The sequence below is a fragment of the Pseudomonas frigoris genome (assembly GCF_047758635.1).
In the GTDB taxonomy this organism is placed as follows: domain Bacteria; phylum Pseudomonadota; class Gammaproteobacteria; order Pseudomonadales; family Pseudomonadaceae; genus Aquipseudomonas; species Aquipseudomonas frigoris.
Genome location: NZ_CP180479.1, coordinates 1,615,862 through 1,630,225 on the forward strand (window position 1 = coordinate 1,615,862; position 14,364 = coordinate 1,630,225).

Consider the following 14,364-nt stretch of genomic DNA (forward strand, 5'->3'; position numbering starts at 1 on the left):
ATCATTTTTTATGGAGCGAGGGTTTTGCGCCTGTGTCGTCGGCGCAAAACCCTTGCTCTGTCAGTCGCCAGCTGCTGAGCTGGCCAACGCTCAAGGATCTGAAACGTGATTGGACGCTTGCGCGGAACACTGGCTGAGAAACAGCCGCCGCACCTGATTCTGGATGTAAACGGTCTGGGGTATGAGCTGGAAGTGCCCATGACCACGCTTTATCGCTTGCCGTCGGTCGGTGAACCGCTGACCTTGCACACCCATTTGGTCGTACGCGAAGACGCGCAGTTACTCTATGGCTTCTTCGGCAAGCGCGAGCGAGACTTTTTTCGCGAGTTGATCCGTCTCAATGGTGTAGGGCCGAAATTGGCCCTGGCCCTGATGTCGAGCCTGGAAGTCGATGAGCTGGTCCGCTGCGTACAATCCCAGGACACCTCGGCGCTGACCAAGGTGCCGGGCGTGGGCAAAAAGACCGCCGAGCGTTTGCTGGTGGAACTCAAGGACCGCTTCAAGGCCTGGGAAACGGTGCCGGCGATGTTCGCGTTGGTGCCAAACCAGCCGGGTGCGCCAGATGCGCCAGCTCCGGTCGCTACCGCCGAAAATGACGCGGTCAGCGCGCTGATCTCCTTGGGCTACAAGCCGCAGGAAGCCAGCAAGGCGATTTCTGCGATCAAGGAGAAAGGTTTGAGCAGTGAAGACATGATTCGTCGTGCCCTGAAGGGAATGATCTAAGTGATTGAAGCTGATCGTCTGATTACCGCCACGCCCGGCCCTCGTGACCGCGAGGAAGTCCAGGACCGAGCGATTCGTCCTGTCAGCCTGGCCGAGTACATTGGCCAGCCGACCGTTCGCGAGCAGATGGAGTTGTTCATCCAGGCTGCCCGTGGGCGCAATGAATCCCTGGACCACACGCTGATTTTCGGCCCGCCGGGTCTGGGTAAAACCACCCTGGCCAACATCATCGCCCAGGAAATGGGCGTGTCGATCAAGAGCACTTCGGGCCCGGTGCTTGAGCGCCCGGGTGATCTGGCTGCGCTGCTGACCAATCTTGAGCCGCACGACGTGCTGTTTATCGACGAAATCCATCGGCTTTCACCGATCGTCGAAGAGGTGTTGTACCCGGCCATGGAAGATTTCCAGCTCGACATCATGATCGGCGAAGGGCCGGCCGCGCGTTCGATCAAGCTGGATCTGCCGCCGTTCACCCTGGTCGGTGCGACGACGCGGGCGGGGATGCTGACGAATCCGCTGCGCGACCGTTTCGGTATCGTCCAGCGCCTGGAGTTCTACAACATCGCCGATCTGGCAACGATTGTCAGTCGTTCGGCGAATATCCTCGGCTTGCCCCTGGACCCGGAAGGCGCTTTCGAAATCGCCCGCCGTGCCCGTGGTACGCCACGGATCGCCAACCGCTTGCTGCGCCGGGTTCGGGATTTCGCCGAAGTTCGCGCCAAGGGCCACATTACCAAACCGATCGCCGACCTGGCCTTGAACCTGCTGGATGTCGACGAGCGTGGTTTCGATCACCAGGATCGACGTCTGTTGTTGACCATGATCGAGAAGTTCGACGGTGGGCCGGTCGGGGTCGATAGTCTCGCTGCAGCCATCAGTGAAGAGCGCCACACCATTGAAGACGTGCTGGAGCCGTACCTGATCCAGCAGGGCTATATCATGCGTACGCCGCGGGGGCGAGTGGTGACCCGGCATGCGTACCTGCACTTCGGTTTAAACATCCCGTCACGATTGGGCGAGATGCCCGTGGTAGACGAGTTCCTCGATGCCGTGGACGATTAATAACCTTTGCGCGCTGATTTATTCGGGGTTTGTGCGGTCCCAGGACCGTACTTTCGCCAGAAAGCCGTGAATCAATGAAAAACAGTTGCCTGGCCGGATTGGCAACCTGAGGAGTAAGCACTAGAGTATGCGCGCGCAAAACGGGCTTGAGCCTTTCGCACTTCGTTGTCGCGTTTATTACGAGGACACCGATGCGGGCGGCATCGTGTATTACGTTAATTACCTCAAGTTTATGGAACGGGCTCGAACCGAGCGGCTCCGGGAGCTGGGCTTTGCCCAATCCCAGCTTGCAGGTGAGGACCTGTTGTTCGTCGTGCATTCCAGCGAAGCGCGATACCACGCGCCGGCGCGACTGGATGACGAGCTGCTGGTAAGCGCTGAAGTAATCGAATTGAACCGTGTCAGCCTGCGCTTCAAACAGCAGGTCAGGCGAGCCACGGATAATGCGCTGCTCTGCGAAGGGCAGTTTTTGGTGGCCTGTGTGCGCACTAACAGTTTGAAACCCCGGGCCATTCCCGAAGCTCTACGTGCGGCCTTTGCCGACGTGAGCGGCGCGGGTACACACTCAAAGCAGGAGATAAAGCGTGGAAGCTAACGTCGTCGACCATTCCTCCATGTGGAGCCTGGTCAGCAATGCCAGTATCGTGGTGCAACTGGTAATGCTGATCCTGGTAGCCGCATCGGTGACCTCATGGATCATGATCTTTCAGCGCAGCAACCTGCTGCGCGCCGGTCGACGTGCCCTGGAGAGCTTTGAAGAGCGCTTCTGGTCGGGTATCGACCTGTCCAAACTCTACCGTCAGGCCGGCAGCAACCCTGATCCGGATTCGGGCGTAGAGCAGATCTTCCGTGCCGGTTTCAAGGAGTTTTCCCGTCTGCGTCAGCAGCCAGGTGTTGACCCGGAAGCGGTCATGGAAGGCGTGGCCCGTGCCATGCGCGTCGCCATTTCCCGCGAAGAAGAAAAGCTCGAGCAGAGCCTGCCGTTCCTCGCGACCGTAGGTTCCGTCAGCCCGTACATCGGTCTGTTCGGTACCGTCTGGGGGATCATGAACTCCTTCCGTGGTCTGGCAACTGCCCAGCAAGCGACCCTGGCCACTGTGGCTCCAGGTATCGCCGAGGCATTGATTGCAACCGCGATCGGCTTGTTCGCCGCCATCCCGGCCGTTATCGCTTACAACCGTTTTGCTGCTCGCAGCGAAACCCTGCTGAGCCGTTACTACACCTTCGCCGACGAATTCCAGGCGATCCTGCACCGCAAAGTGCACACCAGCGAAGAATAAGCAGGTAATTTCCAATGGCTTTAATCGCTCGAGCTCGCAAAAAGCGCAAGCCGGTTGCCGAGATGAACGTGGTGCCTTACATCGACGTGATGCTGGTACTGCTGGTCATTTTCATGGTGACCGCTCCGATGCTCAATCAGGGCGTGAAAGTTGATCTGCCCAAGGTTTCCAGCGAAGCCTTGCCGCAGGACAACAACACTCAGGTCCTGACCATTTCGATCAAGGCTGACAAGACCTACTACTGGAACCTTGGCAGCGAAGTCGACACCGAAAAGCAGCAGGACAAGGCCATGACCTTGCCGCAGATGACTGACGCCGTGACCAAGATCATTCGCGCCGGTACTGAAGGTGGCAAGCGTACTCAGGTGTTCATCCGCGGCGACAAGACCGTCGATTACGGTTCCGTTATGGGCGCCATGGGCGGGTTGCAGAAAGCCGGGGTCGGTAATGTTGGCTTGATTACCGAGGCACCCTGATGCAGCAAATGCGAGAGCCGTCCGCCTCGGAAAGCTACTTCTGGCCTAGTGTCTGGGCGCTTGTCTTGCACGTGCTGGTTTTCGGCATGCTGTTCGTCAGTTTCGCCTTCACGCCCGAACTGCCGCCGGCCAAGCCGATTGTCCAGGCGACCCTGTACCAACTGAAATCGAAAAGTCAGGCGACCACCCAGACCAATCAGAAGATTGCGGGTGAGGCGAAGAAATCCGCCGCGCGCCAGACCGAAGTCGAACAGATGGAACAGAAAAAGATCGAGCAGGAAGCGATCAAAGCCGCGGAACAAAAGAAGGAAGATGCGGCTCAAAAAGCCGAAGAATCCAAAAAGGCCGACGAGACGAAGAAAGCGGAAGAGGCTAAAAAGGCTGATGAAGCCAAGAAAGCCGATGAAGCGAAGAAGACCGCCGAAGCTAAAAAGGCCGAAGAGAAACAATTGGCTGATATAGCCAAGAAGAAGTCTGAAGAAGAAGCCAAGAAAGCAGCTGAAGAAGAGGCCAAGAAAGCGGCCGCTGAAGAAGCGAAGAAAAAGATCGTCGAAGACGCGAAGAAGAAAGCCGCGGAAGACGCCAAGAAGAAATCTGAAGCTGAGGACGCGAAGAAGAAAGTCGCGGAAGACGCGAAGAAGAAAGCTGCTGCCGATGCTGCGAAGAAAAAATCGCAGGAAGCGGCACGTAAATCCGCCGAAGACAAAAAGGCTCAGGCCCTGGCAGATTTGCTTTCCGACACGCCGCAGCGTCAGCAGGCCTTGGCGGATGAGCAGGGTGACGAAGTCGCCGGTAGTTTCGATGATCTGATCCGTGCTCGTGCAGCGGAAGGCTGGGCTCGTCCACCTTCGGCCCGCAAAGGCATGACAGTCGTGTTGCAGATCGGCATGTTGCCGGACGGTACGTTGACTTCGGTCAGCGTGGCCAAGTCCAGTGGCGATGGTCCGTTTGACGCTTCGGCTGTAGCAGCGGTGAAGAATATTGGACGTTTGACAGAAATGCAGGGAATGAAGCCGAGCGATTTCGCTCCGTATCGTTCATTCAAGATGACATTCACACCTGAGGATCTAGCCTTGTGAGAAACCTTCTTCGAGGAATGCTTGTCGTTATCTGCTGCCTGGCAGGGATAGCGGCAGCTGATGAAAAAAACATTCTGGTCACCAGCGGCAGTGATCGGGCCACCCCGATCGCAGTCGTTCCGTTTGGCAACCAGGGCGGCAGCGTTCTGCCGGACGACATGGCCGAAATCATCGGTAACGACCTGCGCAACTCGGGTTACTACTCGCCGATTCCTAAACAGAACATGATCAGCCAGCCAAGCCAGGCCAGCGAAATCATCTTCCGTGACTTCAAGGCGCTGGGTGCCCAGTACGTCATGGTCGGCAGCATTGCTCCTGCGGGCGGTCGCCTGCAGGTCCAATACGCACTGTTCAACGTCGCCACCGAGCAGCAAGTGCTGACCGGCAGCGTGTCGGGCAGCGTCGATCAACTGCGTGACATGTCGCACTACATTGCGGACCAGTCGTTCGAAAAACTCACCGGTATCAAAGGTGCGTTCTCGACTCGTCTGCTGTACGTGACAGCCGAGCGTTTCTCCGAGAAGAACACTCGCTACACGCTGCAACGTTCGGACTATGACGGTGCCCGTGCTGTGACCCTGCTGCAATCGCGCGAGCCGATCCTGTCGCCGCGTTTCGCACCGGACGGCAAGCGCATCGCTTATGTGTCGTTCGAGCAGAAGCGTCCGCGTATCTTCATGCAGAACATCGACACCGGTCGCCGTGAGCAGATCACCAACTTCGAAGGCCTGAATGGCGCGCCAGCATGGTCGCCGGATGGTAATCGTCTGGCATTCGTACTGTCGAAAGATGGCAACCCGGACATCTACGTGATGAACCTGGGTTCGCGTCAGATCACTCGCGTCACTAACGGTCCTGGCATCAATACCGAACCGTTCTGGGGTAAAGATGGTTCGACCATCTACTTCACCTCGGACCGTGGCGGCAAGCCGCAGATCTACAAAACCAGCGCAGGCGGTGGTGGTGCGGAACGTGTGACCTTTATCGGTAACTACAACGCCAACCCTAAGCTTTCGGCTGACGAAAAGACTCTGGTGATGATCCATCGTCAGGAAGGTTTCACTAATTTCAAGGTGGCGGCCCAGGATTTGCAGCGCGGAAGCGTAAAAATCCTCACTGATAGCACTCTGGACGAGTCGCCTACTGTTGCGCCCAACGGCACCATGGTAATCTACGCCACCCGCCAGCAGGGCCGGGGAGTCTTGATGCTCGTGTCCATTAATGGACGCGTAAGGCTCCCGCTTCCTACCGCACAAGGCGAAGTCAGAGAACCTTCCTGGTCCCCTTACCTGAACTGACGCGGCGCTACACGTTGTACTTAACACACTGGGGTTCATTAGGAGTTTCACGATGGAAATGCTGAAGTTTGGTAAATTTGCTGCGCTGGCTCTGGCCATGGCTGTAGCTGTAGGTTGCTCGTCCAAAGGCGGCGACAATGCCGGTGAAGGCGCTGTAGATCCAAACGCTGGTTACGGCGCAAACACTGGTGCAGTTGACGGCTCCCTGAGCGAAGAAGCTGCTCTGCGCGCAATCACCACTTTCTACTTCGAATACGACAGCTCGGACCTGAAGCCAGAAGCCATGCGCGCTCTGGACGTTCACGCCAAAGACCTGAAAGCAAACGGCGCTCGCGTTGTTCTGGAAGGCAACACCGACGAACGTGGTACTCGTGAGTACAACATGGCACTGGGCGAGCGTCGTGCGAAAGCCGTTCAGCGTTACCTGGTACTGCAAGGTGTTTCCCCAGCTCAGCTGGAACTGGTTTCCTACGGCGAAGAGCGTCCAGTTGCTACCGGCAACGACGAGCAGTCCTGGGCTCAAAACCGTCGCGTCGAACTGCGTAAGTAATTCGTCATGCGAACGTGCCGTCGTGCTGTAACTGTTTTGGCTCTCAGCCTCGCACCGCTTGCGGTGTGGGCTGCGGTTCCTGTGGTCGATAACGACTCCGGCTATACCAATAGCGGGACTAGTAATCCGCCTGCAGGTTACGGTACGAACGGCGCCTATGCCGGGGGAGGGGTTTCGGCCCCTGTCTCGGCACAGGGCGAGCTGTTCAACCAACTGCAATCAATGCAGGAGCAGATCTCGCGCCAACAAGGCATCATCGAAGTTCTGCAAAATGATGTAGCGCGCATGAAGCAAGAGAACCTGGAGCGATATCAGGATCTTGATCGGCGCATAGGAACCGGCGTTGCACCAGCCGCGACTCCTGATAATTCTTCCACCGGTGGCAGTTTGAATGCCCCCGGTGCAGCAGCGGGCGCAGCCGCAGGAGCGGCAGCCGCTGCCACTTCCACACAAGCGCCTGCCGCGGGTAGCGAGCCGGCTGATCCGGCGAAGGAAAAACTGTATTACGATGCAGCCTTCGACCTGATCAAAGCCAAGGATTTCGACAAGGCCAGCCAGGCGTTTGCCGCATTCCTGCGCAAGTACCCGAACAGTCAGTACGCGGGTAATGCCCAGTACTGGTTGGGCGAAGTGAATCTGGCCAAAGGCGATCTGCAAGGTGCAGGTCAGGCTTTTGCCAAGGTTTCACAGCTGTACCCCAAGCATCCAAAAGTGCCTGATTCGCTGTACAAGCTGGCTGATGTAGAGCGCCGCCTTGGTCATCCCGACAAGGTCAAAGGCATTCTGCAACAGGTAGTGTCCCAATATCCGGGCACCTCCGCTGCTCAGCTGGCTCAGCGTGATCTGCAGAAAATGTAAGGCTGTTTGACCTGTTTCGAAGAAACCCGCGCTTGTCGCGGGTTTTTTCGTTAGAATTCACGCCCTTTTTATGAAACACGCTTTTTGGGATCTGCGCGGTGGCGGGGTTCCTTGAAGTGCCTGACGGAGGCGGACAGCCTGTTTAGCTGTTATGCCCGTGGCGACTATGCAAGACACATTGAGAATCACCGAAGTTTTCTACTCGTTGCAGGGTGAAACGCGGACTGCCGGGCTGCCCACTGTTTTTGTGCGCCTGACCGGTTGCCCATTGCGTTGCCAATACTGCGACAGCGCCTACGCGTTCACTGGCGGAACCATTCGCACGCTCGACGACATCCTCGAGCAAGTGGCCGGTTTTCGTCCGCGTTACGTCTGTGTCACCGGCGGCGAGCCGCTGGCACAACCCAACGCCATCCCATTGCTCAAGCAGTTGTGTGACGCCGGTTACGAGGTCTCGCTGGAAACCAGCGGTGCCCTGGATATCTCGGCGGTCGATCCACGGGTCAGTCGCGTCGTCGACCTGAAAACCCCGGGTTCGAAAGAAGCCCATCGCAACCGCTACGAGAACATCGAACTGCTCACGCGCAACGATCAGGTGAAGTTCGTCATCTGCTCGCGGGAAGACTATGACTGGGCCGTGTCCAAGCTGATCCAGTACGGTCTGGATCAGCGCGCCGGTGAAGTCCTTTTCTCGCCAAGTCACCATGATCTCAATGCACGGGACCTGGCTGACTGGGTGGTGGCGGACAACCTGCCAGTGCGCCTGCAGTTGCAGTTGCATAAATATCTTTGGAATGATGAGCCGGGGCGCTGAAATGACTGAACAACTGAACACTACCGAAAAACGTGCAGTCATCTTGCTGTCCGGCGGCCTGGACTCGGCGACCGTCGTGGCGATGGCTCGTGCTGAAGGTTACAGCTGCTACACCGTGAGCTTCGACTACGGTCAGCGGTCTCACGCCGAATTGCACGCTGCCGAACGTGTCGCCCGAGACTTGGGTGTTATCGAACACAAGGTCATCGGTCTGAACCTGAACGGTATCGGCGGTTCGGCACTGACCGACAGCAGCATCGACGTGCCGGAAGTGCCGGGTGAAGGTATTCCGGTGACTTACGTGCCGGCGCGCAACACGGTGTTCCTGTCCCTGGCTCTGGGCTGGGCTGAAGTGCTGGGCGCGCGTGACATCTTTATTGGTGTGAACGCCGTGGATTACTCCGGATACCCAGACTGCCGTCCCGAATTTATCGAGTCTTTCGAGCGCATGGCCAATCTGGCGACGAAGGCCGGTGTAGAGGGGAATGGTTTTCGCATTCAGGCGCCATTGCAGAACCTGAGCAAGGCGCAAATTGTCCAGGCAGGCGTAAAGCTGGGTGTCGATTATGGGCTGACTGTTTCCTGCTATCAGGCCGATGATAACGGTCGCGCTTGCGGCAAATGCGACAGCTGCCGCCTGCGTGCAGAAGGCTTTGCGGCAGCCGGAATCAGCGACCCGACACCTTATTTTTGATTTATTTCAAATTAGGTGTTGAATAGTCCTTAAAAATCAGTATTATACGCGCCACCACACAGCGGGTCGTTAGCTCAGTTGGTAGAGCAGTTGGCTTTTAACCAATTGGTCGTAGGTTCGAATCCCACACGACCCACCATTTTTGTAGCAGTTTTAAAAGTCTGGAAGGCCCACGCAAGTGAGGATTTCCGGATTTTTTTTTGCCCGCGATTTGAGCCCGCCCATTGCGGGGCTGCACCGCGTGACGCAGGTCAGAATCATCTTTTGCATCCACGGGATATTCTGTAGCCTTGCGCAGCTTCAATGTTGTCCGTGCCTGATGATACTCACTCTCCCGGCGGTACCCTGAAGGGTCCGGAGCCGGGTGTATACTCGACTTTCGCGCGAAAGCGCCTGCAGGTCTTGCGAACATGACGCAGATTTCCGAACGCCTTCTGGTTCAAGCCCACCTCGACGCCAAGCAGCCCAAGCCGCTGACCGCCGAGGAGGAGGCCTATTACCGTGCCGCCATCGCTGCCGAGCTCAAGGCTCAGGACGCGGTGCTGGTTGCTCACTTCTATTGCGATCCGGTCATTCAGGCCCTGGCCGAAGAAACCGGAGGCTGTGTCTCCGACTCGCTGGAGATGGCCCGCTTCGGCAATGCTCACCCGGCCAAGACCGTGGTGGTCGCCGGTGTGAAGTTCATGGGCGAGACCGCCAAAATCCTCAACCCTGAAAAACGCATCCTGATGCCAACCCTGGAAGCGACCTGCTCGCTGGACCTGGGTTGCCCGGTGGACGAGTTCTCGGCGTTCTGCGATCAGCACCCGGAACGTACCGTGGTGGTGTATGCCAACACGTCGGCGGCGGTCAAAGCCAGGGCAGATTGGGTGGTGACTTCAAGCTGCGCGCTGGAGATCGTCGAAAGCCTGATGGATAACGGCGAAACCATCATTTGGGGCCCGGACAAACACCTGGGCACCTACATCCAGCGCCAGACCGGCGCGGACATGCTGCTGTGGGACGGTGCCTGCATCGTTCACGAAGAGTTCAAGTCCAAACAGCTCGAAGACATGAAGGCGCTGTACCCGGATGCAGCTATTCTGGTGCATCCGGAGTCGCCGACGGCGGTGATCGAGTTGGCGGATGCCGTCGGCTCCACCAGTCAGTTGATTGCGGCAGCCCAGAGCCTGCCAAACAAGACCCTGATCGTCGCTACTGATCGCGGCATCTTCTACAAGATGCAGCAGCTGTGCCCGGACAAGGTCTTCATCGAAGCGCCAACGGCCGGTAACGGCGCAGCGTGCCGCAGCTGCGCACATTGCCCGTGGATGGCGATGAATACCCTTGAGCGCACGCTCAAGAGCTTGAAGGAAGGGACTAACGAGATCTTTGTCGATCCCGCGCTGATTCCACAAGCGATTCGGCCGCTCAAGCGCATGCTCGACTTCACACAGGCAGCGCGGATGAAATTAGCCGGCAACGCTTGAGATCTGTCAGCTAGTTGCAAAAAACTGTGGGAGCGAGCTTGCTCGCGATAGCGGTCTGTCAGTCACATACATGTTGACTGAAACGCCGCCATCGCGAGCAAGCTCGCTCCCACAGTGGTTTTCGTATGGCTGGATTACTTGGTTTTCTTTGGAATCCGCACGAGCTGGGTATTGGAGTAGATGTCATGCCAGCTGCGTTTCTGTTTGTCGAACAGCGACCAGAAGAAACCCAGCCCGACGCACAGCAAGGACGCGATCGACACCACAAAGCGCAGCAACGCCTGCCACAGACTGATCGATGAACCGTCGGCGTTTTGCACGCGTATGCACCAGACCTGCATCCCCAGGGTCTGACCGGACCAGGTCCAGAATTTGGCGAAGAAACCGAACAGCACAAACAGCAGCACCGTTGACAGCAATGGATCGCCGTCCAGCGCGCCGGCCTCGGTAAGGGTGCGCATTTTGTCTTCGCCGATGATCGCCATCTGGATCATCTTGTAAATCCCGCTGGTGACGATCAGCAGGGCGGTACACAACAAGAAGTCGTAGAACATCGCTGCCAGGCGACGACCCAGGGTGACGGCAGGAAAGTCGCCCTGGGGTTTTAGAAGATGTTTCGACATGGCAGCCTCTGGACGGAAAAAAGAAGCCATTTTACGGATTTACGCGCACAAAAAAGCCCCTGATGTCAGCATCAGGGGCTTTTTCGTAACAGAAGATCAGGCTTCTGCTTGTACTTCGTCAGCCTGCATGCCTTTCTGGCCTTGCACAGCAACGAAAGTCACTTTCTGGCCTTCTTTCAGGCTCTTGAAGCCGTTGCCCTGAATAGCGCGGAAATGCACGAACAGATCCGGACCGCTTTCTGGAGTGATAAAACCAAAACCTTTCTCGTCGTTAAACCACTTGACGGTACCGCTCTGACGTGTGGACATTTCTTATTCCTTTGACGCAAAAATTAATGACAGCCTCCTTCTTGTGAAAGAGTACTGGGGCTGGTTGCAGGAGAGTAAGAAGACGTCGAACGGGATGTAGCTAACTTGTAGGCTACTGCCCAGGTCAAGATTCCAATCGACCCATGCAAACACAGTGAACAAACTCTACGCCAACTACGTGAGAAAAAACAAGCCCTGTGGAGGGCCCGGATTTGCTCGCGCCGGGGCGTTTACGCCGCAACTAGTGTTGGCTTATGCAGTCGCCGTGTTCAATTGTTTTCGATCGTTATAAGCAAAGTTCATAAACGAAGCTTGTTGGTAAAGTTATGCACTGTTTTATGGCGGTTGCGTTACACATTAGTGCGCTGTTAACGCAACCGCGTTACTTATAGAAACAGTCAATCAGCCACGGTAGTAGCGTTGTGGAACAAATGGCATTTTGCTTACAAGCAAAGGCACCTTTTTCCCACGAACAATCGCCCATACCGGCGTATCGAGAGCGATATAAGCACTGTCGACGTAACCCATCGCCAAAGGGCCGCCCAAGGTCGGACCGAAGCCACCACTGCAAACCGCACCAATGATGTCGCCTGCTTCATTGACGATCTCTGCACCTTCGCGCACTGGCGTGCGTTCTTGAGGCAGAAGGCCCACGCGCTTGCGGCTGACACCGGCTTGTTGCTGTCCGAACACAGTTTCTGCGCCGGGGAAGCCGCCAGCACGTGCGCCATCAGCGCGACGAGGCTTGGAGATGGCCCACAGCAGGCTTGCTTCGATCGGGGTGGTCTCGGTGTTCATGTCGTGGCCGTAGAGGCACAGGCCGGCTTCCAGGCGCAGGGAGTCGCGAGCGCCAAGGCCGATGGCCGCCACTTCAGGTTCGGCCAGCAGGGCGCGAGCCAGGGCTTCGGCGTTAGCGGCCGGCACGGAGATTTCATAACCGTCTTCACCGGTGTAGCCCGAGCGGCTGACAAAGCAGTCCACACCCAGCAGTTTCACGCGGGCAAACTGCATGAAGGTCATCTTCGCCGCTTCAGGTGCCAGGCGTGCGAGTACGGTGACGGCGGCCGGACCTTGCAGAGCCAGCAGCGCGCGTTCTTCAAACAGCGGCTCGATCGTGCACTGGTCGCCGATGTGTTTGCGCAGATGCGCCAGGTCCTGGTCCTTGCAGGCGGCGTTGACCACCAGGAACAGTTCGTCGTTACCCAGGTTGGCGACCATCAAGTCGTCGAGGATGCCGCCGGTCTCGTTGGTGAACATCGCGTAACGCTGCATGCCCACCGGCAGGTCGATGATGTCCACCGGCACCAGGCTTTCCAGCGCCTTGGCGGCATCGGCGCCGGTCAGGCGGATCTGGCCCATGTGCGAGACATCGAACAGCCCGGCCTGATCACGGGTGTGCTGGTGTTCTTTCATCACACCGAGCGGGTATTGCACCGGCATGTCATAGCCGGCAAACGGCACCATGCGGGCGCCGAGTTCGATGTGCAGTGCGTGCAGCGGGGTTTTCGACAGTTGTTCGGTGGACATATTCAGCTCCTGAAAAAGTGTGCAAATGCGCGTAAGCATCAGCACTCGATAATGTTGACCGCCAAACCGCCACGGGCGGTTTCCTTGTATTTGCTTTTCATGTCGGCGCCGGTCTGGCGCATGGTGCGGATGACCTTGTCGAGTGAGACGAAGTGTTGACCGTCGCCGCGCAGGGCCATGCGCACCGCATTGATTGCCTTGACCGACCCCATGGCGTTGCGCTCGATGCAAGGCACTTGCACCAGCCCGCCAATCGGGTCGCAGGTGAGGCCGAGGTTGTGTTCCATGCCAATTTCGGCGGCGTTTTCCACTTGCTGTACGGTGCCGCCAAGCACTTCGCACAGGGCGCCGGCGGCCATGGAGCACGCCACGCCAACCTCACCCTGACAGCCAACTTCGGCGCCGGAGATCGAGGCGTTTTCTTTATAGAGAATGCCGATCGCGGCCGCGGTCAGCAGAAAACGCACGACGCCGTCTTCGTTGGCCCCGGGGATGAAGCGCATGTAGTAATGCAAAACAGCGGGGACGATCCCTGCCGCACCGTTAGTGGGAGCCGTCACCACGCGCCCGCCGTTGGCGTTTTCTTCGTTGACCGCCAGTGCGTAGAGGTTGACCCAGTCCAGCACCGACAGCGGATCGCGCAGTGAAGACTCCGGGTTCTTGCACAGTTGCCGATGCAGCGCGGCCGCCCGACGTTTGACCTTCAAACCACCCGGCAGGATGCCTTCGTTACGACAACCGGCGGCGACGCAGTCCTGCATCACTTGCCAGATTTTCAGCAGGCCGGCGCGGGTTTCCGCTTCCGGGCGCCAGGCGCTTTCGTTGGTCAGCATCACCTGGCTGATCGACAGACCATAGGTGGCGCAGTGACCGAGCAGGTCCTTCGCGCTTTTGAACGGGAAGGTCAGTGGTGTGGCGTCTTCGACAATGCGGTCGGCGCCGGCGGCGTCTTCATCGACCACAAAACCACCGCCGACCGAGTAGTACTCGCGGCTGCGGATTTGTATGCCCGCCGCATCGAAGGCGCGAAAGATCATGCCGTTGGGGTGATAGGCCAACGGTTTGCGGATCATCGCCAAATGTACTTTCTCATTGAACGCAATGCTGTGTTCGCCGAGCAGGTTCAAGCGACCATTGCCACGAATCTCTTGCAGACGGGCGGCGACGGTTTCGGTGTTCACGGTGTCCGGGTGTTCGCCTTCCAGGCCCAGCAACACGGCCTTGTCGCTGCCGTGGCCTTTACCGGTGGCGCCGAGTGATCCGTAGAGCTCGACTTTGACGCAGGTGGTTGCGGCCAGCAGCCCTTCACGGCGCAAACCTTCGGCGAAACGTGCCGCAGCACGCATCGGGCCGACGGTGTGGGAGCTGGAGGGGCCGATGCCAATCTTGAACAGGTCGAACACGCTTAAAGACATGGTTGTTCTCCGGTTTCTTGTTATAGGTATGGGCGCAATCTGGTGCTTTGCACGGTCCCCTGTGGGAGCGGGCTTGCTCGCGAATGCGGTGGATCAGTCACCATCAATGTTGCCTGACCCACCGCATTCGCGAGCAAGCCCGCTCCCACAAGGGGATATGTAGTGTTCTTGAAAGTGGGGGCAGGCG

General features: G+C 57.8%; 16 protein-coding genes and 1 tRNA gene. 13 read left to right on the plus strand and 4 right to left on the minus strand.

All coding sequences use genetic code 11. The features are described from left to right. Nucleotides 1-105 precede the first annotated feature (105 nt). From ruvA to nadA, 13 genes are all read left to right on the plus strand, one after another. Entirely contained in the window at nucleotides 106-723 is a 618-nt protein-coding gene (gene ruvA / locus ACMXYH_RS07230) for a Holliday junction branch migration protein RuvA (RefSeq protein WP_129437843.1), read from the plus strand. Continuing rightward, nucleotides 724-1,785: a Holliday junction branch migration DNA helicase RuvB gene (gene ruvB / locus ACMXYH_RS07235; RefSeq protein WP_415766706.1), complete on the plus strand. Its 1,062-nt coding sequence runs from the start codon at nucleotides 724-726 to the stop codon at nucleotides 1,783-1,785. Between the two features lie 127 nt (nucleotides 1,786-1,912). Further along, the gene (gene ybgC / locus ACMXYH_RS07240) at nucleotides 1,913-2,380 is read left to right on the plus strand and encodes a tol-pal system-associated acyl-CoA thioesterase (protein WP_008147372.1); all 468 of its coding nucleotides are present in this window, start codon (nucleotides 1,913-1,915) and stop codon (nucleotides 2,378-2,380) included. Further along, complete coding sequence (gene tolQ, locus ACMXYH_RS07245) at nucleotides 2,370-3,065, plus strand: protein TolQ (RefSeq protein ID WP_046049659.1); 696 nt, start codon at nucleotides 2,370-2,372, stop codon at nucleotides 3,063-3,065. Before ybgC ends, tolQ begins: the two co-directional genes overlap by 11 nt. Nucleotides 3,066-3,088: 23 nt before the next feature. Next, on the plus strand, nucleotides 3,089-3,541 hold the full coding sequence (gene tolR, locus ACMXYH_RS07250) for a protein TolR (protein ID WP_161807482.1): 453 nt from the start codon (nucleotides 3,089-3,091) through the stop codon (nucleotides 3,539-3,541). Beyond that, nucleotides 3,541-4,620, plus strand: a complete 1,080-nt coding sequence (gene tolA, locus ACMXYH_RS07255) for a cell envelope integrity protein TolA (protein WP_348127402.1) — start codon at nucleotides 3,541-3,543, stop codon at nucleotides 4,618-4,620. The genes tolR and tolA overlap by 1 nt, the downstream gene beginning before the upstream one ends. After that, complete coding sequence (tolB, locus tag ACMXYH_RS07260; RefSeq protein ID WP_074879460.1) at nucleotides 4,617-5,918, plus strand: Tol-Pal system beta propeller repeat protein TolB; 1,302 nt, start codon at nucleotides 4,617-4,619, stop codon at nucleotides 5,916-5,918. Before tolA ends, tolB begins: the two co-directional genes overlap by 4 nt. A gap of 52 nt (nucleotides 5,919-5,970) precedes the next feature. Next, nucleotides 5,971-6,468, plus strand: a complete 498-nt coding sequence (gene pal / locus ACMXYH_RS07265; RefSeq protein WP_003178634.1) for a peptidoglycan-associated lipoprotein Pal — start codon at nucleotides 5,971-5,973, stop codon at nucleotides 6,466-6,468. A 6-nt stretch (nucleotides 6,469-6,474) separates the two neighbouring features. Next, on the plus strand, nucleotides 6,475-7,326 hold the full coding sequence (ybgF, locus tag ACMXYH_RS07270; protein WP_415766707.1) for a tol-pal system protein YbgF: 852 nt from the start codon (nucleotides 6,475-6,477) through the stop codon (nucleotides 7,324-7,326). Between the two features lie 166 nt (nucleotides 7,327-7,492). Continuing rightward, on the plus strand, nucleotides 7,493-8,140 hold the full coding sequence (gene queE, locus ACMXYH_RS07275; protein WP_129437837.1) for a 7-carboxy-7-deazaguanine synthase QueE: 648 nt from the start codon (nucleotides 7,493-7,495) through the stop codon (nucleotides 8,138-8,140). A gap of 1 nt (nucleotide 8,141) precedes the next feature. Beyond that, nucleotides 8,142-8,834 (plus strand): 7-cyano-7-deazaguanine synthase QueC, encoded by a 693-nt coding sequence (queC, locus tag ACMXYH_RS07280; RefSeq protein ID WP_415766708.1) that lies wholly within the window; start codon nucleotides 8,142-8,144, stop codon nucleotides 8,832-8,834. A 63-nt stretch (nucleotides 8,835-8,897) separates the two neighbouring features. Further along, nucleotides 8,898-8,973 (plus strand) — tRNA-Lys (locus ACMXYH_RS07285). A 271-nt stretch (nucleotides 8,974-9,244) separates the two neighbouring features. Further along, nucleotides 9,245-10,303: a quinolinate synthase NadA gene (gene nadA, locus ACMXYH_RS07290; protein WP_129437833.1), complete on the plus strand. Its 1,059-nt coding sequence runs from the start codon at nucleotides 9,245-9,247 to the stop codon at nucleotides 10,301-10,303. 134 nt (nucleotides 10,304-10,437) lie between these two features. Here nadA and ACMXYH_RS07295 read toward each other — a convergent pair whose 3' ends face one another. The 4 genes from ACMXYH_RS07295 to ACMXYH_RS07310 form a co-directional block, all read right to left on the minus strand. Further along, entirely contained in the window at nucleotides 10,438-10,926 is a 489-nt protein-coding gene (locus tag ACMXYH_RS07295) for an RDD family protein (protein WP_111451447.1), read from the minus strand. A gap of 96 nt (nucleotides 10,927-11,022) precedes the next feature. After that, nucleotides 11,023-11,235, minus strand: coding sequence for a cold-shock protein (locus ACMXYH_RS07300; protein ID WP_003227496.1), 213 nt, complete (start codon nucleotides 11,233-11,235; stop codon nucleotides 11,023-11,025). 402 nt (nucleotides 11,236-11,637) lie between these two features. Further along, nucleotides 11,638-12,762 carry a glycine cleavage system aminomethyltransferase GcvT gene (gcvT, locus tag ACMXYH_RS07305; RefSeq protein WP_415766709.1) on the minus strand — a complete coding sequence of 375 codons (1,125 nt, stop codon included), beginning with the start codon at nucleotides 12,760-12,762 and terminating at the stop codon, nucleotides 11,638-11,640. Nucleotides 12,763-12,800: 38 nt separating this feature from the next. Then, nucleotides 12,801-14,177: an L-serine ammonia-lyase gene (locus ACMXYH_RS07310; protein ID WP_415766710.1), complete on the minus strand. Its 1,377-nt coding sequence runs from the start codon at nucleotides 14,175-14,177 to the stop codon at nucleotides 12,801-12,803. Nucleotides 14,178-14,364 lie beyond the last annotated feature (187 nt).